16 protein-coding genes are annotated in these 19,291 nt (G+C 38.6%); 8 read left to right on the top strand and 8 right to left on the bottom strand.

Annotated elements, in window-relative coordinates; genetic code table 11:
* Positions 1–165: 165 nt before the first annotated feature.
* From dnaK to RIV7116_RS00660, 5 genes are all read left to right on the top strand, one after another.
* Entirely contained in the window at positions 166–2,154 is a 1,989-nt protein-coding gene (gene dnaK, locus RIV7116_RS00640) for a molecular chaperone DnaK (RefSeq protein ID WP_015116317.1), read from the top strand.
* 586 nt (positions 2,155–2,740) lie between these two features.
* Positions 2,741–3,865 carry a molecular chaperone DnaJ gene (dnaJ, locus tag RIV7116_RS00645; protein WP_015116318.1) on the top strand — a complete coding sequence of 375 codons (1,125 nt, stop codon included), beginning with the start codon at positions 2,741–2,743 and terminating at the stop codon, positions 3,863–3,865.
* 4 nt (positions 3,866–3,869) lie between these two features.
* Positions 3,870–4,127, top strand: coding sequence for a sulfurtransferase TusA family protein (locus tag RIV7116_RS00650; RefSeq protein ID WP_015116319.1), 258 nt, complete (start codon positions 3,870–3,872; stop codon positions 4,125–4,127).
* A complete protein-coding gene (gene rsgA, locus RIV7116_RS00655) occupies positions 4,124–5,302 on the top strand; it encodes a small ribosomal subunit biogenesis GTPase RsgA (RefSeq protein WP_015116320.1) in 1,179 nt (392 codons plus the stop codon). Before RIV7116_RS00650 ends, rsgA begins: the two co-directional genes overlap by 4 nt.
* Before the next feature lie 369 nt (positions 5,303–5,671).
* A complete protein-coding gene (locus tag RIV7116_RS00660; protein ID WP_015116321.1) occupies positions 5,672–7,261 on the top strand; it encodes a glycoside hydrolase family 57 protein in 1,590 nt (529 codons plus the stop codon).
* 166 nt (positions 7,262–7,427) lie between these two features.
* Here the strand turns inward: RIV7116_RS00660 and RIV7116_RS00665 are convergent, their stop codons facing one another.
* The 6 genes from RIV7116_RS00665 to petC all read right to left on the bottom strand — a co-directional run bounded on the left by RIV7116_RS00665 (position 7,428) and on the right by petC (position 15,449).
* Positions 7,428–7,661, bottom strand: a complete 234-nt coding sequence (locus RIV7116_RS00665; RefSeq protein WP_015116322.1) for a photosystem II protein, Psb35-related — start codon at positions 7,659–7,661, stop codon at positions 7,428–7,430.
* 214 nt (positions 7,662–7,875) lie between these two features.
* The gene (locus RIV7116_RS00670) at positions 7,876–9,285 is read right to left on the bottom strand and encodes an ATP-grasp domain-containing protein (RefSeq protein ID WP_015116323.1); all 1,410 of its coding nucleotides are present in this window, start codon (positions 9,283–9,285) and stop codon (positions 7,876–7,878) included.
* A 154-nt stretch (positions 9,286–9,439) separates the two neighbouring features.
* Positions 9,440–10,276, bottom strand: coding sequence for an O-methyltransferase (locus tag RIV7116_RS00675; RefSeq protein WP_015116324.1), 837 nt, complete (start codon positions 10,274–10,276; stop codon positions 9,440–9,442).
* Positions 10,276–11,517, bottom strand: coding sequence for a sedoheptulose 7-phosphate cyclase (locus RIV7116_RS00680; RefSeq protein ID WP_015116325.1), 1,242 nt, complete (start codon positions 11,515–11,517; stop codon positions 10,276–10,278). The genes RIV7116_RS00675 and RIV7116_RS00680 overlap by 1 nt, the downstream gene beginning before the upstream one ends.
* Before the next feature lie 2,224 nt (positions 11,518–13,741).
* Positions 13,742–14,740 carry a cytochrome f gene (gene petA, locus RIV7116_RS00685; protein ID WP_015116326.1) on the bottom strand — a complete coding sequence of 333 codons (999 nt, stop codon included), beginning with the start codon at positions 14,738–14,740 and terminating at the stop codon, positions 13,742–13,744.
* 169 nt (positions 14,741–14,909) lie between these two features.
* A complete protein-coding gene (gene petC, locus RIV7116_RS00690) occupies positions 14,910–15,449 on the bottom strand; it encodes a cytochrome b6-f complex iron-sulfur subunit (protein ID WP_015116327.1) in 540 nt (179 codons plus the stop codon).
* Between the two features lie 228 nt (positions 15,450–15,677).
* Here petC and RIV7116_RS00695 point away from each other — a divergent pair, with 228 nt between their 5' ends.
* Both RIV7116_RS00695 and RIV7116_RS00700 read left to right on the top strand, forming a co-directional pair.
* Positions 15,678–15,986, top strand: a complete 309-nt coding sequence (locus RIV7116_RS00695; RefSeq protein WP_015116328.1) for a DUF3067 family protein — start codon at positions 15,678–15,680, stop codon at positions 15,984–15,986.
* 432 nt (positions 15,987–16,418) lie between these two features.
* Positions 16,419–16,736 (top strand): DUF2087 domain-containing protein, encoded by a 318-nt coding sequence (locus RIV7116_RS00700; protein ID WP_015116329.1) that lies wholly within the window; start codon positions 16,419–16,421, stop codon positions 16,734–16,736.
* Between the two features lie 53 nt (positions 16,737–16,789).
* Here the strand turns inward: RIV7116_RS00700 and RIV7116_RS00705 are convergent, their stop codons facing one another.
* Together RIV7116_RS00705 and tatC are read right to left on the bottom strand one after the other, a co-directional pair.
* Positions 16,790–17,122 (bottom strand): tRNA-binding protein, encoded by a 333-nt coding sequence (locus RIV7116_RS00705; RefSeq protein ID WP_015116330.1) that lies wholly within the window; start codon positions 17,120–17,122, stop codon positions 16,790–16,792.
* A 280-nt stretch (positions 17,123–17,402) separates the two neighbouring features.
* Positions 17,403–18,191 carry a twin-arginine translocase subunit TatC gene (tatC, locus tag RIV7116_RS00710; RefSeq protein WP_015116331.1) on the bottom strand — a complete coding sequence of 263 codons (789 nt, stop codon included), beginning with the start codon at positions 18,189–18,191 and terminating at the stop codon, positions 17,403–17,405.
* A 285-nt stretch (positions 18,192–18,476) separates the two neighbouring features.
* Between tatC and RIV7116_RS00715 the strand changes: the two genes are divergently transcribed.
* Positions 18,477–18,713: a hypothetical protein gene (locus RIV7116_RS00715; RefSeq protein WP_015116332.1), complete on the top strand. Its 237-nt coding sequence runs from the start codon at positions 18,477–18,479 to the stop codon at positions 18,711–18,713.
* Positions 18,714–19,291 lie beyond the last annotated feature (578 nt).

The following is a 19,291-nucleotide window of genomic DNA, read 5'->3' on the forward strand; positions in this document are numbered from 1 at the left end:
CAACGATTGCGATCAAATATTTCTCCTTACAGCGAAATTATTTGATACATAAGATGGACAGTTTCCCCATAAACGAACATTGTTTGATAAACGGGAAACTGTTCAAATTAATTAGTTGTAAAAAATGCCGCTTTATAGAATTAATCAGTACAAATACCGATAGTTATGGGAAAAGTTATTGGGATCGACTTGGGCACTACCAACAGTTGTGTCGCAGTTTTGGAAGGTGGACAACCCCTTGTAATTGCTAATTCAGAAGGCGGACGTACTACTCCATCCATTGTGGGATTCGGCAAAGGTGGCGAGCGCCTGGTTGGTCCTCTGGCAAAGCGCCAAGCGGTAACTAATGCAGAAAACACTATATACAGTATTAAACGATTTATTGGTCGTCGTTGGGATGATACTCAAGAGGAACGCGCTCGCGTACCATATAGCTGTGACAAAGGTCGAGACGATACTGTTGATGTCCAAATTCGCGGACGTAACTATACTCCTCAAGAAATCTCCGCAATGATTTTACAGAAGTTAAAGCAGGATGCGGAAAATTTTTTAGGAGAAGATGTAACTCAGGCAGTAATAACGGTTCCCGCGTATTTTACCGATGCTCAAAGACAAGCAACTAAAGACGCTGGAACAATTGCTGGATTGGAAGTACTGCGAATTATCAATGAGCCAACCGCAGCTGCTTTAGCATTTGGTTTAGATAAACAAGATGAAGAACAGTTAATTCTTGTGTTTGACTTGGGAGGTGGAACTTTTGATGTTTCTATTCTCCAACTTGGAGATGGAGTATTTGAAGTAAAAGCAACTTGTGGTAACAATCACCTCGGGGGAGACGATTTTGATAACTGTATCGTCCAATGGATGATGGAGATTTTCTACCACCAAGAAAAAATAGACCTTTCCGAAGACAAGATGGCGCTGCAACGCCTGCGGGAAGCTGCGGAAAAAGCAAAGATTGAACTCTCCACTATGCCGAGTACTTCAATAAACTTACCGTTTATTACCGCCAATGAAACTGGACCAAAACATTTGGAAATGGAGCTTAGCCGTTCCAAATTTGAAGAACTTAGCGAGGATTTGATTCAAGCTATTGTCGAACCAATGGTTCAGTCCCTTAAAGATGCTGACTTGAAGCCAGAAATGATGGACAAAATTATTCTGGTGGGTGGCTCTACTCGTATTCCTGCAGTGCAGAATGCTTTAATGAAGTTTTTTGGTGGGAAAGCCCCAGATCGTTCCGTTAACCCAGATGAAGCTGTGGCTCTAGGTGCTGCAATCCAAGCTGGAGTATTGGGCGGAGAAGTTGATGATTTGCTACTTTTAGATGTCACTCCTTTGTCTTTGGGATTGGAAACTTTGGGAGAAGTATTTACCAAAATAATGGAGCGTAATACTACAATTCCTACTAGCAAATCCCAAATATTTTCTACAGCGGTAGATGGGCAAAATTCAGTGGAGATTCACGTTCTTCAGGGTGAAAGAGCGATGGCACGTGACAATAAAAGTTTAGGTAAATTTCTTTTGAATGGAATTCCTCTCGCCCCTCGTGGAGTACCGCAAATTGAAGTATCTTTTGAAATTGATGTTAACGGTATTCTAAAAGTTGGCGCTCAGGATAAAGGCACTGGTAGAGAGCAAACTATTCGGATTACTAATACAGGTGGTTTGAGTCAGAACGAAGTAGAGAGAATGCGTCAAGAGGCTGAAACCTATGCTGAAGAAGATAGAAGGCGATTAGAGTTAATCGAATTGACAAACCAAGCTAATACTCTGTTACACAGTTACGAAACCTCTTTAACGGATAATGCGGATTTAATTGACGAGCAGCTTAAAGCTTCTATTGATGAAAAATTAGCAATATTGCAAGCTGCAATGGCCAATGAAAAAATATCTGTAGCAGAATTCAAACAAAGCTTGGATGAGTTTCAACAAACTGTATTCGCTATTGGTGCAGAAGTATATAGTCGCGTTAACACTGGAAATTACGAAGAAGTGGTTGAAACTTCTGAGAATCCCGATAGTTCCGATAGTACCGATAGCCCTGCGATTCCAGAAGATAGCGAGGCTTCAAAAGAAGCTTTTGCTCCGCAATTCAGCTTTGATTTTGAAGAAGATCACACAGTACAAGCTGATTACGAAGCTATAGACTAATAACCTTGTTCTAGTCAGTAAGTGGACGTAATTGAATATAAAATAAGACCTCACCGCAACGCAGTAGCTTCTCAATCCCTCTCCTTAATAAGGTGAGGTTTTATATTTAATTTGACCTAGTTACTTAATTAGCAATTTTGCTTAAATGTAGTGCAGCTATAAATTTTATTTAGAAACCTCTTCTACTAAACCAGAAGAGGTTTCTAAATTGTGTACTTGCTTCCCTAAGTATTTTTCTAATGCCGTAAAATATCAGATGGTGGGTTTTCCGCACTAATTAGTGCGGCTAGCCCTTCTGGTTAGAGTCTGCTTATTGCACATCTACGTAGCACAATTATAAGAGAGTAGGGAGCAGGCTAAATAATAAATGTCGTCCTTCCTCAGGTTACACCTGCACTTTAATGTAAAAGTGATGATTTTTATCAAGCGTAAAGGGTAAAATCAATAATTAATAATAAAACTTAACTTTTTGCCTTCTGCCCGACGGGTTCCCATTAAAAATTTTTTCTAAGAAAAAATTTTTAATGGGTTCCCCGACCTGTAACTGCATATTTGTTTCCAACATTTTAACTTTTACCTTTGCTTTATGGCTCGCGACTATTATGAAATTCTGGGTGTCTCTCGTGACACCGACAAAGAAGAAATGAAAAGTGCTTACCGCCGCCTAGCCCGGAAGTATCACCCAGACGTGAACAAAGAGCCGGGAGCCGAGGAGCGGTTTAAGGAAATCAACCGCGCTTATGAAGTGCTTTCGGAACCGGAAACCCGCGCTCGTTACGACCGTTTTGGAGAACAAGGAGTATCGGGTGCTGGTGCTGCTGGCTTCCAAGACTTCGGGGATATGGGTGGTTTTGCCGATATATTCGAGAGTATTTTTAGTGGCTTTGCTGGAGGTGCAGGTCAGTCTCAAAGAAGACGTAGCGGACCTGTTCGAGGTGATGACCTCCGCTTGGACTTAAAGCTCGATTTTCGAGAAGCGGTATTTGGCGGCGAAAAAGAAATTCGCATCTCTCATCTGGAAACTTGTGACGTTTGTAGCGGTTCTGGCGCTAAACCTGGTACCCGCCCTCGGGCTTGTTCCACCTGTAGCGGTTCGGGTCAAGTTCGCCGCGTAACTCGTACTCCTTTCGGTAGTTTTACACAAGTATCAACTTGTCCTACCTGTAACGGACAGGGAATGGTCGTGGAAGACAAATGTGATGCCTGTGAGGGTAAAGGCGCAAATCAAGTTACCAAGAAACTTAAAATTACTATTCCAGCCGGTGTTGACAACGGTACCCGTTTGCGTATATCCAATGAAGGTGATGCTGGAATCCGAGGTGGTGCCCCTGGAGATTTATACGTTTACTTATTTGTAAATGAAGATGAAGAATTTCAGCGCGATGGTATCAATGTACTGTCAGAAATCAAAGTTAGCTATCTTCAAGCAATTTTAGGATGTCGCTTAGAAGTAAATACTGTAGACGGCCCGGTAGAAATGATTATTCCCCCCGGAACTCAACCTAATACGGTCATGAAGTTGGAAAATCGCGGCGTCCCACGTTTAGGAAATCCCGTAAGCAGAGGCGACCATATGATCACAGTATTAATTGATATTCCCACCAAGGTGACACCTGACGAAAGAGAATTACTTGAAAAACTAGCTAAAATTAAAGGAGAGCGAACCGGCAAAGGCGGCTTAGAAGGATTTTTGGGAAAACTATTTAATTAAAATAATGAGTGTATCTTCACTTTTATCTCCCGATGCTCAACTTGACTTACGGGGAACTCCTTGTCCAATTAATTTTGTGCGGACTAAGCTTCGTTTGCAGCAAATGCAAGCAGGGGAATTACTCGAAGTCTGGTTAGATCCAGGAGAACCAATCGAGCAGGTTCCCGATAGCTTGACAATGGCTGGTTATAAAATTGAACAAATTACTGACTGTTCTGGCTATTTCTCCTTATTAGTACGCTGTAGTATTAGTGACTCATGAGTGGCGAAGCATCATTAATTAGTCCTGGAGATTTAACAGGTACAGTTCTAGCAGTGCAAGCCAACTATTATAGAGTTCAGCTTGATTTAAAAGCAGGTGAAGTCCAAGAGGCAAGAAAAGAAAGAAGTTCGTCATCTGATACTGATAACATAATATTTGATTCCTCAACTTCCCCTGACTCCTCTGCTTCTTCTGCTTCAATTACCCCATTACCATCGATTCTTTTATGTACTCGCAGAAGCCGCTTAAAAAAAATCGGTCAACAGGTAATAGTTGGCGATCGCGTTGTCATAGAAGAACCAGATTGGGCCGGTGGTAGGGGTGCTATCGGCGATGTTTTTCCCCGCCACTCGGAACTCGATCGTCCGGCGATCGCAAATGTAAACCAAATTTTATTGGTATTTGCAGTCACAGATCCTCCCTTAGAGCCTTATCAACTCAGCCGTTTTTTAGTGAAGGGTGAGTCAACAGGTTTAGATGTAGTTTTATGTTTGAATAAAAGCGATTTAATCGCTTCCCAAGAGCAAGCAGAAATTAAAGAGCGTCTAAATGCTTGGGGCTATCAACCGGAGTTTATCAGCGTTTACAAAGATATCAATATAGACGCTGTAGAAAATATTTTGAGAAGTAAAATTACCGTAATTGCCGGAGCTTCCGGAGTCGGAAAATCCAGTTTAATTAATACTTTAATTCCCAACGCCAATTTAAGGGTTGCAGAAGTTTCCGGAAAATTAGCTCGCGGAAGGCATACTACTCGTCACGTAGAACTATTTGAAATTCCCGGAGGAGGTTTACTCGCGGATACTCCAGGTTTTAATCAACCAGACCTCGATTGTACGCCAGAAGAACTAGTCAGTTACTTTCCAGAAGCTATGCAAAGGTTACAAAGTGGTAGCTGCAGGTTTAATAATTGTCTGCATCGAAATGAACCAGATTGTGTAGTGCGAGGAGATTGGGAACGTTATCAAGATTATTTAGAATTTTTAGAAGAAGCAATTGAACGTCAAACTTGGCTCAAGCAGCAAGCCGATCCAGAATCCAATATGAAGCTAAAAACAAAAGGAAAAGGGCGGCAACAATACGAACCAAGGTTAGAAAGCAAGAAATATCGCCGGGTTTCTCGGAAGAAACAGCAGCAGAAATTACAACAACTTTATCAAGAAAGCGAAGATTAAAATTAGGGCATCGGTAATTGCTAATTGCGCGGACAGAGCATTAAAGAAGATTGGGAAATGGGGACAACTGTAAGATGCTCCCAATACCCGCTAGTTGATATTCACAACTCTTAAACTACGCCTTATGCCAATCTAAAACACGCATAAATCAATAAAAATTGGCAACGATAGCTTACTCATTCCCATAAAGTCTTAAAATATTGTTAACTTCTGACTAACTAGAAATGTTCCTTCGGCGAGTAAAAACGCTTTTAGGCTTTATTTATCTAGTCCCACAGTTAAAGTGTGGAATAGGTTCGTGCTTGATTTCCGGAGGAATACTTCTGCTTAATCACAACAATATATAGATATCAGCTCGGAATTAATACTATGGCTATTGGCTACGTCGCGCTTGTACTTCACGCACACCTGCCCTTCGTTCGTCACCCAGAAAGTGACTATGTGCTGGAGGAAGAATGGCTTTATGAAGCTATTACAGAAACTTACATACCTTTATTACGAGTCTTTGAAGGATTGAAACGGGACGGTGTTGATTTTAAAATCACCATGAGTATGACACCACCTTTGGTTTCGATGTTGCGCGACCCGCTTCTCCAAGAACGTTATGACGAACACTTGGCAAAACTACAGGAACTTGTAGAACTAGAAAGCGAACATAATGCTGAAAATGGTCATCTTAAATATTTAGCTGAGCATTATATAAAGGAATTTGATGCTACTAGAGAAATCTGGGAACGATATAAAGGCGATTTGGTAACTGCTTTTAAGCAATTCCAAGATTCTAATAATATCGATATCATCACCTGTGGTGCGACTCACGGTTATTTACCGCTAATGAAAATGTATCCACAGGCGGTTTGGGCACAACTTCAGGTAGCAGCAGAGCATTACGAAGAAAACTTTGGTCGTCCACCTAGAGGTATTTGGCTACCTGAATGCGCTTATTATGAAGGCTTAGAGCGCATGGTCGCTGATGCTGGACTGCGTTATTTCCTTACCGATGGGCATGGTATTTTGTATGCCCGCCCTCGTCCCCGATTTGGTACTTACGCCCCTATTTTTACAGAAACTGGCGTTGCAGCTTTTGGGCGAGATCATGAATCTTCGCAACAGGTATGGTCTTCTGAAGTTGGTTACCCCGGTGCTGCGGAATATCGGGAATTTTATAAAGATTTGGGCTGGGAGGCTGAGTACGAGTATATTAAGCCTTACATTATGCCTAACGGTCAACGCAAAAACACGGGCATTAAATATCATAAAATTACCGGTCGCGGTTTAGGACTTGGCGATAAGCAACTTTATGACCCCTACTGGGCCAGAGAAAAAACGGCAGAACATGCTTCTAACTTTACGTTCAACCGCGAACGTCAGGTCGAGCATCTGCATAATATGATGCATCGTCCTCCAATTGTGGTTTCCCCATACGATGCCGAATTATTCGGACATTGGTGGTATGAAGGTCCTTGGTTTATTGATTATCTATATCGTAAATCCTGGTTTGACCAAAATACCTATGATATGACTCATTTATCGGACTACTTGAAGACTAATCCGGTTCAACAAGTTTGTCGCCCTTCTCAGTCAAGTTGGGGATACAAGGGCTTTCATGAGTACTGGTTGAATGAAACTAATACTTGGATTTATCCTCATTTACATAAAGCTGCCGAACGGATGATTGAATTATCTAGCCGAGAAGCCGAAGATGAGTTGGAGTGGAAGGCTCTCAATCAAGCAGCACGAGAATTGCTTCTAGCACAATCTTCTGACTGGGCTTTTATTATGCGAACTGGAACAATGGTTCCTTATGCTGTAAGAAGAACTCGTTCTCATTTAATGCGATTTAATAAGCTTTACGAAGATATTAATATTGGAAAAATTGATAGCGGATGGTTGGAGAAAGTTGAATATATGGACAATATTTTTCCTAGCATCAACTATCGAGCATACCGGACTTTGTAATTTAAAGGCGTAATTGTTTTTAGGTGGGCTATGTCCACCTTTTCCGAAAAAATGGGTAGACAATAGTATTTTAATTATAAAAAATAGCCATATGCACAAAACCCCCAGTATCGCTATACTGAGGGTTTTGCTTATGAAAACGCCGTTATTAAAGCATTTCATTCTCTTATTCTTTACCCATTTGCTTACCAGCATAAGCATCAATAGCGTAGGCAGGTACGCGCTCAATGTAGTCGGTTTCTTTACCAGTCACTGATTTAGCTAAGAAATCAAAAGATTCAGAACTCCAGTTGCGCTCGTGAATCGGCTTTCTCTGCTCTCCTCGGAAATACGCTTGGCTACCGATTAATGCAGCAGCTACCCAACCAACCACGAATAGTGAAATCAATATAGTCATCATGTTGCTTACGTCTCTCTATTAAACTTTTGTGTCTTTATGTAAACAAAGGTAACAAAATATTACAAAAGAGTTAAAGGTGTGTTAACCGATAAACTATATAGGGTATCCCACCTTGCATTATTACCGTTCAACTGCATCGCAAAAAACATTATGGTGGTTTTCCGTTTAATATTGCACTCACCGCAGATACAAATCTGTATTTATAGATAAAAAATCAATCTCCACCCGACTCCACGAGTTTACCGATATTAAAGTCTATTCTTGTCCAACCTTTTAATTTAAATAAGTTTTTTAGCAGTAGTAAAGGAATTTGCCAATGATGAACCATTAAAAATGGCAAGGAATCGTCAAATGTGTAAATTGCGTCTGTACCTTGCAGCATATTCTTTATCCAATTTCCTAATTGAGAAAAAGAACGAATTTCATTTAAACGCCAAAACTCATGATAAGTCCAGTAAGTAGGCTTGCTATTAATTAATGCTTGTAAAGGTTCTTTGATGGGTTCTTTACTTAAGTAAGCATTGGCTGCTGGTTGCAGTTGATCGTGAAAAATAGTGATTGCAGAATGAGTACGCGGATTACATTCAATAGCATAGACATTACCATCTTCAGCTTCAATGAAATCAAAAGAAAGCTGTCCTGTAACTCCTAATTCTTTAACAAAGTGCGTTACCCATTCACGAATTTTTGCATTTTCTACGTTTTCGTAGTTGACTTGAAAAGCCGATGACTCGCAACAACAATGCAGTCTTACAACACCATCGCGAATAGTACTATGAGTGCAATATTCTTTGCCAGGAATAAATTCCTGCATTATCCAAGGCTTTTGCGGGCTAATTGGTAAACTTCTGACAAAAGCTTCTGTTTCTTCGGGAGTATCACAAGGAAGCTTAGTTAAATCTAAGCGTCTTACTGAGTCGTAAGGAATACTTTTAAGAATGTATTTACGAGTTTCTCCAGAAAAATCAAAATTTAAAACCTGTTCGGGATTAGTTATTTTAAAAGATTTAGGAACCGATAAACCAAAACTTCGCGCTTTCTCGCTAAAAGCAAATTTATCGTCAAGCATTTCGCAGGTAGCAGCATCTATATGAAATACTTCGCAATATTCTGATAGTGTTTGTTTTGCTAAAGCATCGTAATAGCTAGCGATTGGACTTGTTACCGGAATGTATATATCAATGTTTTCTTTATTTACAATATCTATTAAAGCTTGAGTGTAAATTTGTGAATCTTTTTGCGGTACGGGTGTTGTATAAAATTTATCTACAGCTTGAGAAAATCGATGACCTGATAACCAGTATTTGTGAGTTTCTGTTAGCACTACTCGATGTCCTGCGGCATGAAAAAACCGAGCAAGCTGTAGTGCTTTGGTCATTTTTCCGCCACTAATAAGAATATTTTTCCGCTCGGCAGTAGTTACCGTTGTCTGTTCTTTTTGAAACGGAGAAATAAGTATTTTTAAGACCAGGGAGATAAATACGATAGTGGCGTTAATTGGTAAAGCTAGCAACAGTGCAGTTAAAGTAGCTAAGTTCTGAACTAATGCTACAAAACGCCTTCCTAACGAAATCGTATGTGTTGCAGTTTGAGAAGAGAGAACAGGAATAGATGATTGTGCCATTTTCTAATACTGTTAAAAACTAAAAAAGAATGAATTAGCAAACATAACTGCGATAAGAAAAGTTTTTAGAGAATGAGCATTAACTTGATTTAATCTTCCTAATCCTCCCTTTATAAAGGGAGGATTAAAGAAAGCATAAGCCTAACGGAAGATTTTAATCTTGATTACGGCGAATGATGGTTAAACCATCTCGAACCGGAAGTAAAACTTGTTCAACACGTTTATCCAAGGCAACGGTGCGGTTAAATTCAGCGATCGCCTTTCCGTTTGCAGTACGTTCTGCTTCGCTTAAATAAGGCTGTCCTTGAAGCAATGTATTATCAACGCAGATAAAACCAGATGGGGCTAACAGATTTTTCTCTAACAGAGTATTGAAATAATCTACGTACCCTGGTTTGTCTGCATCAATAAATACAAACTCAAAAGACTCTCCATCTGCTGCTAGTTTGTCCAAAGTTTCCATTGCCGAACCAATTTCAACTTGGATTTTTTCTCCATGAGGAGATTCTTGGAAAGCAGTTTTACCAAACTCTGCTGTGTAAGGGTCAACTTCACAAGCAATTAGCTTTCCATCTGCGGGTAATGCTTCTGCCATTGCTAGAGCAGAATAGCCGGTAAACATACCGATTTCCAATACTCGCTTTGCTTTAGTCATATGGATGAACATCTTTAAAGTTTGTCCTTCTATATGACCAGAAAGCATTTCTTGCTCTAAAGCAACAACGGTTTCACCGCCCTTAAAGCGATTACCCCACTGCTCTCGCGCCGTTTTTTCTGCCAGAGCTTTTAAAGCTGCTGATTCAGAAGTGGTGCATTCTTCTAAATAAGGGTCTAAAGCAGAAGCTAAACGAGAAGCAAAGTTGAGCTTTTCTTTAATCTGTGCTGGCAATGTTTCTTTATCCAATGCTTGCACAACCGCTTCTAACTCTTGGGCTAATATCCCTAAAGGGGTAACTGGTCTAGCTACTGGTTTCTCTACAACACCCGTCATTAGCTTTCGCTCCCTACAAGCTCAGCTTCTGATTCAGAATAAACTGGGTACATATCAACCCCTTCACCACCACGAGGGAATTTCTGACAAATTTCTTTGTGTTCTGCCAAAGCTTCCGTTAATTCTTCAGGGGTCAAGTCGTTAACGAAGAAGCATTCGCCGATTGGTTTTGGCATTGCAGCTCTTTGTTTTCCGTCTCTTGTCAGAGAAATAGATTCAGTTGCACGCCATAAAAGATCTGCTTCCAATAAAGGATGATCCAGAGAAAGTCCAATTCGGCTCATTGTGCCTAAAATCCGGTCTCTATCTTCCTTGGTGATATAACCTCTTCTAGCTGCAATTGTTGCAGATAAAGCCATATCGATATTGACTGCATGACCGTGGAAAATAGGTACGCGGGGTGCTAGTTCAAGAGTTGGACTCCAGCTATGACCATAGGCTATAACTCTATCTAGGTCTAACTCGTGTAGGTTTGGTACTTCATATTCCAACATCTTTTTGATGGCTTTGTAAGTCAATTTATGAGCGACTTCTTTAATTTCCTCTGTCGCATCATTGTTACCAAAGTGAGTACGAAGCAATTCTTCACCGTATTCTTCGAGCAATTCAAATACTTCTTTGTGCCCAACTACGGCAATTTTGACTAATTCTGCCATACCGTTGCGGACTTGATCGGTAGGCAAGGTGCCTAAGAAGGAGAAATCAAGGAATACTTTTGAAGAAGCATGGTAAGCACCTAGGCGATTTTTGAGCTTCTTATGGTTAACTGCGACTTTAATTGCAACACTAGCGTCAATCAAACCAATCAAAGTAGTAGGGATGCGGATATAGTTACTGCTGCGACGATAAGTAGAACAAGCAAAACCCGCAACATCTGTTACTAATCCACCACCGATTACCAAAACAGGCTCTTTACGAACTAGTTTGAAATCAGCGAATGCATCTATAATTTTCTCGAATGTTTGGATTGTTTTATTAGGCTCGGTGATAGTTACGGGGAAAGCAGTTACATCGATGTTGTAATGCTCGAAATACTGCTGCATTTTACTGCTGTAATGCTTGTAGACATTAGAATCTACAACAGCCAAGCATCGACCGAACTTCTGATAGCATTCTGCTAGTTCTGAATTATTAATGTCGAAAATCCCATCAACATAGACGAGGCTATATTCAATTTTTTCATAAGCTTCTACATGAAAAGCTGATTCAGTAGCTTCTAACTTTGACTGAACAATACCCATAGTTGTTGACCTTCAATTAATGAAAAACTTTTACTTGTAAATGTGCGTTCGATTGTCTACCCAGAGCGGTAGATGATGCAGAGATTTAGCTCTACATTTAGTGGTATTTTGCCGCAATCTACCGTGTTATCTAGCTTCCTGATACTTTTGAGTTGAGAAATTTATTTGTACAAAATAGCTTCTCATACTAGAAGAAGTCTAGAAAGTAGAGGGATAAAAAGAGGACTCCGAAAAATATCAGCTTGCTTAAAATTAGTAAAGACGAGAGTTTCGTCTCTCAAGCTATTACGTACTTGAATAAGTTTGATAACTTGAAAGTTGACGCTTGTTATTGAAATAGCGCGTTTACTTGTGTAAGCCAAGCAGAAACCACGTGAAATATCTACCAAATTTTAAGACTTCCAATCAGAAGGCAGGATAATTACATACAGTTCCTCAAGGTTTAACCCTGTTTAACTAACTATAATTGCGGGAAAAAAGGCTTGTGTGACTTTAATACTGGATTATGAGCCAGAAAGTCAAGCAGTTGGTTTAACCGCTTAAATTGACAAAGAAATTGACCACTATATTACAGTACCATTCGTTGCACCTTATTTAACAACTAGTATGAAGACAAATTTCCTTTTACCTTCCTCAATAAAGGTAATTTCTATATCTAGGACGAGAAATTTTAACTATTTCAAGTGAAAAGCGATTGCTTTCATATACTTGAATGCCATAATTAATATCCAGCTGTGCCCTAGGGATTAGTTATTCGCTGTACTGTGGGGAAAACCCCTTGAATGGGCTAACTAACCATTCTAAAGTTGCCCAATACACGTAAAGTTAGAAAATGCATCCTAACTGTTTTGAAATGCAACTCTATCTGTTTTAACTAAACTGCCTTCACTAAAAATAACAACTGCTAAAACGAGCGAGCTAATTGATTCGCATTCCATTGAGAAACACAATTTTTACCTACATCAATTTCTTTAAACTGCCGAAGTCGCCTTCTGCTTAGACTTCGGAGAAATTCTATCGTGACAAAAATCTCCTCTTGGTAGTCTCTAGGCTTATGCTTGAGATTGCAACCTAGATTTACATTTAAGGAAGGGTCTGATTCCTTATTGATTATCGCAGACTTGAACATCCCTTTACAACCTTGAAGCTGAACATTAACAGAAGTTATCTCGAATACTTTGATTAACCGAACTAAAGAATGTACTGTCGCTCATTATGTTTGATCGAATAATACTAGTTACGGGTTAAACAAACAATAGTAAAAAATTGCTGCTACACAAGGAGCATCGCTACAGGCAAAGAAAACTGAGCAATGACAATAACGAGCTTATACTAAAGCCGTACTACTCAGTTCTGTAAGGTTCGCAAAACCGAAAAATGCTTGATATAGAATATCGCTCCTCAATTTGAAAGAACGATAGCACATGCCAAAGTTGACCCAGGAGATAGAAGGATTTGTCAAGATAGGTTCTTTGTTAACTTATGTTGGTAATTTTCACTGTATCAAAATTTTGATGAAAATTTTAATTTTTTTGTTTTAAATAAATTTTTTTTTTCAGAAAGTTGACTAAAACCAACTTTGCTACATGTAACAACCTTCTCAGGTGTGGATTATATCTAACCTTAGACTGATTTCAAATCCGAATACCAGGGTTATTTCTAATATTCACGAGGTAAATCTTGGTTAAGATTTGTAGTCTGTCAACTTGATTAACTATCAAGTAGCCATGTTTATTGTATGATTAAAAACTTTGAGATACAATTAAATACCGTTTTTTCTCGTAAGTTATAAAAATATTATTTGTGATTAAAAACTCTAAATTTGATAAAAAATACGATAATTTCAGTCTTATATATTGGTGATAGGCAACTGAATATGAATTTTACCAATTTGTTAAATTGATTATTTATTACATTTTATAATAATCCTAAAAACTTAAACTAAAACTTGTTTATTTTTGATTAAATTTTAAATTTATCTACATAAATTTAAAAATAGTTTCACTAAATTTAGATGATTTTTATACAAGATAGGGGACATGAAACTCCTTGGCTAACAAAATAAGTCCTAAAACAAATTTGCTTTGGGAAAGCCTACTCTTAGAGGGAGCAAAGGCTTGTATGGCAAGCAACTGAAAACCCCTATGCCCATTTGTCTATAAAAAATAAAAAAAGACAGGTTAGCACCTGTCCGCATACAAATAATCTAAGATGACAATTGTGCTTAAAAGTTCATTTCAGCAGCTTGAACTTTTTCAACCTGCTTCTTCTTAAGGACAAGCATTATTTGAGCCAACATCACAAGAGCTACAAATGCAATTAATCCTCTAACTCTGGCTGCGCTTTGCAGTACTATCTCCGTATCATGCTGACCAAAACCACCTACATTTGGGTTGTTGGTTAAAGCTTCACCTGCTGCTACTTTTTGTCCTTCAGAAACAATCAATTCCGGACCTGCGGGAATTGTGGTAGTAACGGTTTCACCTTCAGCAGTTTGAACGTCTACCGCATATTTTGTACCGCCAAAATCATCTTCTTGCTTGCCAATTTTGGTAATTGTACCAGCAGCAGAAGTGGTGAAAACATTATTATTGCTGTTCTCGCCAGTGGGGTAGACTTGTCCCCGTCCGCGGTTTCCACCAACGTAAACACCATATTTACCGAATTTGATATTTTTATCGGTTGCGGGGTTTGGAGAAAGAATTGGAAAAACGATTTCTTGATACTGTTCTCCAGGAAGCGGACCAACTAAATAGACGTTATCTTTCTCTTCGCTATAAGGCTGGAAGTAAACATCCCCAACTTCTTCTTTTAATTCTTCAGATATGCGTTCGGGAGGAGCGAGTTTAAAGCCTTCAGGCAACATTAATACCGCACCAACATTTAAACCTACTTTGGAACCGTCAGCACCTACTTGCTTAACATTGGTATCATAAGGAATCTTAACTACCGCCTTAAATACGGTATCTGGTAAAACTGACTGAGGAACTTCTACATCAGTATTCTTTGCCGCCAAATGGCAGTTGGCACAAACAATACGTCCTGTTGGTTCTCTGGGAGTCTCCGGATAGCTTGCTTGTGCCCAGAAAGGATAAGCAGCAGCAGCTTGAGGAAGTGCTAGATCGCTAGTAAAAAAGAATGCCACTGCGGCGATCGCCACCAGCAATGTTTTGGAAATCGCTTTAAATAGGCGATTTAACCGTCTTGTACAAGTATTTCTCATCTCTTCGTCGGAATTGGTCGTTAGTTATTAGTTACTAGCTCTTGTTTCAAGAACTAAGGAAGCAGGATTAAAGGTTTGCAACAGCTAACAGCCAGCAGTTATTAGGATTGACCTCAAGAAGAAATTATGAAATTTTTAGTCTAGCTGATAACTGATAACTGGTTACTGTTTAAGCCCACCAAGGTTCTTCTTCGGTGCGGAAGTCGGTTTCAGTCCAAGGGGTGATTACCATTTGGTCATCTTGTACCGTTACATGACTCAACGCTAAAGATAATGGTGCAGGACCGCGAACTACTTTACCAGTAGCATCATACTGGGAACCGTGACAGGGGCACTTAAATTTATTTTCAGCAATGTTCCAAGGTACAACGCAACCCAAGTGAGTACAGATAGCGTTGATTCCATAATCTTGAATGGATTCGCTTCCATCTACCACGATGTATGTAGGGTCTCCCTTCAGCCCCTGCACCAAAACGCGATCGCCTAGGTTGTGCTTGCCTAAAAAATCAGAAACGCTAACGGTATCGCCAAGTTCATCTTTTGCTGTGGTACCACCACCAGCGCCACCACTCGAAGGCGGAATAAAATACTTGACAACGGGATACAATACTCCCAGAGCTACTCCGGTAACTGTTCCGAAAGTCAGAAGATTCATGAATTGGCGGCGACCCATATCGGGTACGTCCATTGATTCAGAGAATTGAGCCATAATCTACGGGTTCGAGGTTGATTTTTGTTAACTTTTTTTGACCTGAGTTCTTTTTATTGGGAAACTCCAGTCTTGGATTGCCCATGCCCTATATAAATGCCAAATTCGATCTTTGCCAGATTTTAATTCGGCATCCTTTTTTTAGCATTACATTTCTTTATATTCCTATCATACTGGAGTCACGGAACTTCATATCATTACTAAATGTAAACTACGAAAAGTAAAGTTATGACAGGACAAGAATTACGTCAAATATTGATTGAGAAGTGGGGACGCTCCTATGATGTTCAGTTGCGTCGTACACAAGGAAAACTGTTTCTACAGGTAATGTGGAAATATTTGGAGCAAGCTTCCTTTCCTTTGAATGAGAATGAGTACCTAGAGCATTTGGATACGGTAGCGAATTATCTTGATGGGATGGGTGGAACCAAGCAGGTACAGGGATTTATTCAGGAAACCCGAGAACGTCCGCGACTTGGTAAAGCTGTCAGCGTTCCTTTGGATTTAGGCGAGCGTACTTCTGAGTGGATATTATAGCTTTTTAGTTCATGCAAAGCTACAGCATTTTTTCTCACTAAAAACTGGAGCCGGTTGATTGAGAAAATTTTAATTAAGAGGGGAGAATTTCGGATGAGAAAATTAATTTGTCGTATTTACGTCTAGTTATTGTCTTAATTTCTGAGGATAATACCTGGCATTTAAAACGGCTTGTGCAAAAACTAAGTCTACTAACTTAGTTAGTAAATTTGTAGCTTAGATAACATTATTTGTAATTTCTTGTTTCTTTATTTTTACTATTACCAGTTAATTTCATTAAAATAAATGTATGAAAGATGCCATGATTAATGGTTGAAATGGCTGTTAATTAAAATTAAAGTGCATCAATAGCTGACAAATTTATCAATTAGATAACATTGTTTGCAATTTATTATCTTTCTTCGTTTGACTACGCCTTTAAATAAAATATGTATGGCAAATTCAAAGTTAGAAACTTGGGAAAATAAAGTTCTCAAAAGTTATCTTGATGGTATTAAAATAATTAGGATTCCTGCATCTAGAAAAAAGCGGTTCGTCGTGCTTCGATGGTTAGTAAGAAAGTTTGAACCAGATTTAATTTATAAAGAATCTCAGGTAAATGAAATTATTAGCGTTCACCATTCGGATTTCGCCACTTTAAGAAGAGAATTGATTGGCTATCAACTTATGGAAAGGGAAAATAGTATGTACTGGCGACTACCGGCTTCTCTTTGGAAGTCGGAAAATGAAATTATGCAGCATAGAATTTAGAAAAGGTAATGGGTAATTGGTAATTGGTAATTGGTGATGGGTAAATCAATAAATTAAAATACTCTTTTACCTAAAGCTACTTCTCTATCTGGTTGAATTAATACAACTTCGCCGTCATCCAGTAATACTCCTAAAACGAGAACTTCAGACATAAAATCTGCTATTTGACGGGGTGGAAAGTTTGTTACGGCTAATATTGATTTATTGATTAAATCTTCTAGCTGATAAAGTTTGGTAATTTGAGCGCTAGATTTTTTGACTCCCAAATCACCAAAGTCTATCCAAAATTTGTAAGCTGGTTTTCTTGCTTTGGGAAAATTTTCAGCTTTGATTATTTTCCCGACGCGGATTTCTACTTTCTCGAAGTCTTCGTAGGTAAGCAGCATATTGAACCTTCCATAAACTGATATTGGAATAGTGTATTAGGCGCGAAGTATTTCGTTCAATTCAAATTTTTTGTCGCGCCATAACACACCCTACAAAGGGGAACATCCCGATTTTGAACCAACATTTTACCCGACACCCTGTAAGGGTGCGGCTATATAAACGAAGCCCACCTATGCCCAAAGGGCATAGGTGGGCTTTGTAGTATTAGCCCCAGGCTTTAGTCTGTGGGCTTTTTGCCGCCATTGGGATGCTCCCCTACAAAGTAATATTAATTATTTATTATTTACCTATTAATTTCACTAAACCAATTCCACCAAAGTATAATCCTAGAACTGCTCCAGCTAAAAGACTTTGTGTAAGTGGATCTGTAGAAGGTGTAAGAATTGCTCCTAAAACTACCGCTCCCATAATCACATAGCGCCAACCTGAAAGCATTACTTTAGAAGAAACAATTCCCAAGGCTCCAAGCAAAAGTTGAATTACGGGAATTTGAAAAGCTAAACCCGTACTAAATAGCAATAATAAAACAAATTCAAAATATTTATCGATTGACCAACTTTGCTCAACTACATCCGCACCATAATTAATAAAAAAGTTCAAAGCTGCGGGAATCAGCGCAAAATAAGCGAATACCAATCCCGAAAGAAACAGTACGGTAGAACCCATAAATACGGGTATAAGTAAACGTCTTTCCCTTCTAGTTAACCCCGGTAGAACAAATTGAACTAGTTGATACAAAACAAATGGGCTAGCTAAAACCAAGCCACTGTAGCCAGCAACTTTAATAGATACGAAAAAATATTCACCAGGAGCAAGTTGAAGAAACTTGACACCTTGGGCTGGAATTTCGAGCAGCTGGACAATTTGCTTTACAAAAATGAAACAGCAAACAGCACTTAACACCACAGCTATCAGCGAATAGAAAATTCTTGTTCGCAATTCTTCTAAATGATCGAAAAGCGACATTTCCACTTCACCGGGTAACTCGTCGAGAAATTCCGATTGTGAAGTCGCATTCGCGTCAAAATCTTTTGTCGTAGTAGTTTCAGTTTCTTGTGAACTAGTCATTTTAAATTAGTGAGCAGTGAACAGTTATCAGTTACAAGTTTAAAGTTTTAGAAACGTGGCGCAGTGCTACGTCTGTAGACAAGTTAGAAGTTAATAGCTCGTAATTCTCCTCATCTTCCTATCTTTTAAATTTTTATCCGGTTTTGTCAAAAAAAGACTGGATAAGTTATCAGAAAAGTGTAAGTTGATTGTCAATTTACGCGAATCTGCTGTAAAAGGTATTTTCTGTTTGCTTGAGAGGGAATCTACTGTCTGTGTAACCTACAATTCTACTTGAGGTTGAAGATGCATAGTACAGTTTGTTGTGCCATGTTGGCATTACCTATGATTGGGTTGAATGCTTTGGGTAACTTTGCCAATAGTGGTTTACAAGGTTTCGACAGCGATAAATCTAGAATTACCGATTTTGTTACCGATGAGACAATTGTTCAACAATTTCAACCATATTTTACATCGTTTCAAATTTCGGCTAGAGACGATCGAATAAAAGATTGTCTTCGTTCGGGAAATTGTAAGAATTAATGCATTAATGTTTTTGATTCTTGGTTATTGTATTTGAAATTATTATTTCTAGAGTTATTTTTATAATTACTCTTTTATTTAGGCATTTTTATTTATATACAAGAAGTTTTACCTAGACAATTTTACTTCATTTGAGTTATATATAAATAGTATTTAAGAAGCTTCATTTGTTTTTAGCACCGGGAAATTAAAGGTAAAAATAATATCATTCTCAGAATTTAGAATGACATTAAATATGCCATTGAGAAAGCAGTTATGGGTTTTATGTAAGTAGTTCATTTTCATGAACTTAAAAATATTGCTGATGTAATAGCTCGATTTTTTGAATTTAATCTATTGTTTTTTGCTGTCTGCTTGCAAGATATTGATTATCTTGACAGTTGTTATTGATATACCCCTGGAGAATACTTAATTGGAATGTTATTACAGATAAATCATTGGTAGATTGCTGTTAAGCATTGAATTTTAACCAGTTAAAATTATCAGTATATATTGTAGCTAGCATTTAGATAAAGCTATTTAGTATAAAAAATGGCGATATTTATAAATCTTAGTAGCTATTATCTAAACTTAAGCAA

It is taken from the genome of Rivularia sp. PCC 7116, from assembly GCF_000316665.1.
Classification (GTDB): domain Bacteria; phylum Cyanobacteriota; class Cyanobacteriia; order Cyanobacteriales; family Nostocaceae; genus Rivularia.

Bases quoted from the DNA above. Each gene is read 5' to 3' on its own strand.
- dnaK (WP_015116317.1), top strand. From the start codon at position 166: ATGGGAAAAGTTATTGGGATCGACTTGGGCACTACCAACAGTTGTGTC.
- dnaJ (WP_015116318.1), top strand. From the start codon at position 2,741: ATGGCTCGCGACTATTATGAAATTCTGGGTGTCTCTCGTGACACCGAC.
- RIV7116_RS00650 (WP_015116319.1), top strand. From the start codon at position 3,870: ATGAGTGTATCTTCACTTTTATCTCCCGATGCTCAACTTGACTTACGG.
- rsgA (WP_015116320.1), top strand. From the start codon at position 4,124: ATGAGTGGCGAAGCATCATTAATTAGTCCTGGAGATTTAACAGGTACA.
- RIV7116_RS00660 (WP_015116321.1), top strand. From the start codon at position 5,672: ATGGCTATTGGCTACGTCGCGCTTGTACTTCACGCACACCTGCCCTTC.
- RIV7116_RS00665 (WP_015116322.1), bottom strand. From the start codon at position 7,661: ATGATGACTATATTGATTTCACTATTCGTGGTTGGTTGGGTAGCTGCT.
- RIV7116_RS00670 (WP_015116323.1), bottom strand. From the start codon at position 9,285: ATGGCACAATCATCTATTCCTGTTCTCTCTTCTCAAACTGCAACACAT.
- RIV7116_RS00675 (WP_015116324.1), bottom strand. From the start codon at position 10,276: ATGACGGGTGTTGTAGAGAAACCAGTAGCTAGACCAGTTACCCCTTTA.
- RIV7116_RS00680 (WP_015116325.1), bottom strand. From the start codon at position 11,517: ATGGGTATTGTTCAGTCAAAGTTAGAAGCTACTGAATCAGCTTTTCAT.
- petA (WP_015116326.1), bottom strand. From the start codon at position 14,740: ATGAGAAATACTTGTACAAGACGGTTAAATCGCCTATTTAAAGCGATT.
- petC (WP_015116327.1), bottom strand. From the start codon at position 15,449: ATGGCTCAATTCTCTGAATCAATGGACGTACCCGATATGGGTCGCCGC.
- RIV7116_RS00695 (WP_015116328.1), top strand. From the start codon at position 15,678: ATGACAGGACAAGAATTACGTCAAATATTGATTGAGAAGTGGGGACGC.
- RIV7116_RS00700 (WP_015116329.1), top strand. From the start codon at position 16,419: ATGGCAAATTCAAAGTTAGAAACTTGGGAAAATAAAGTTCTCAAAAGT.
- RIV7116_RS00705 (WP_015116330.1), bottom strand. From the start codon at position 17,122: ATGCTGCTTACCTACGAAGACTTCGAGAAAGTAGAAATCCGCGTCGGG.
- tatC (WP_015116331.1), bottom strand. From the start codon at position 18,191: ATGACTAGTTCACAAGAAACTGAAACTACTACGACAAAAGATTTTGAC.
- RIV7116_RS00715 (WP_015116332.1), top strand. From the start codon at position 18,477: ATGCATAGTACAGTTTGTTGTGCCATGTTGGCATTACCTATGATTGGG.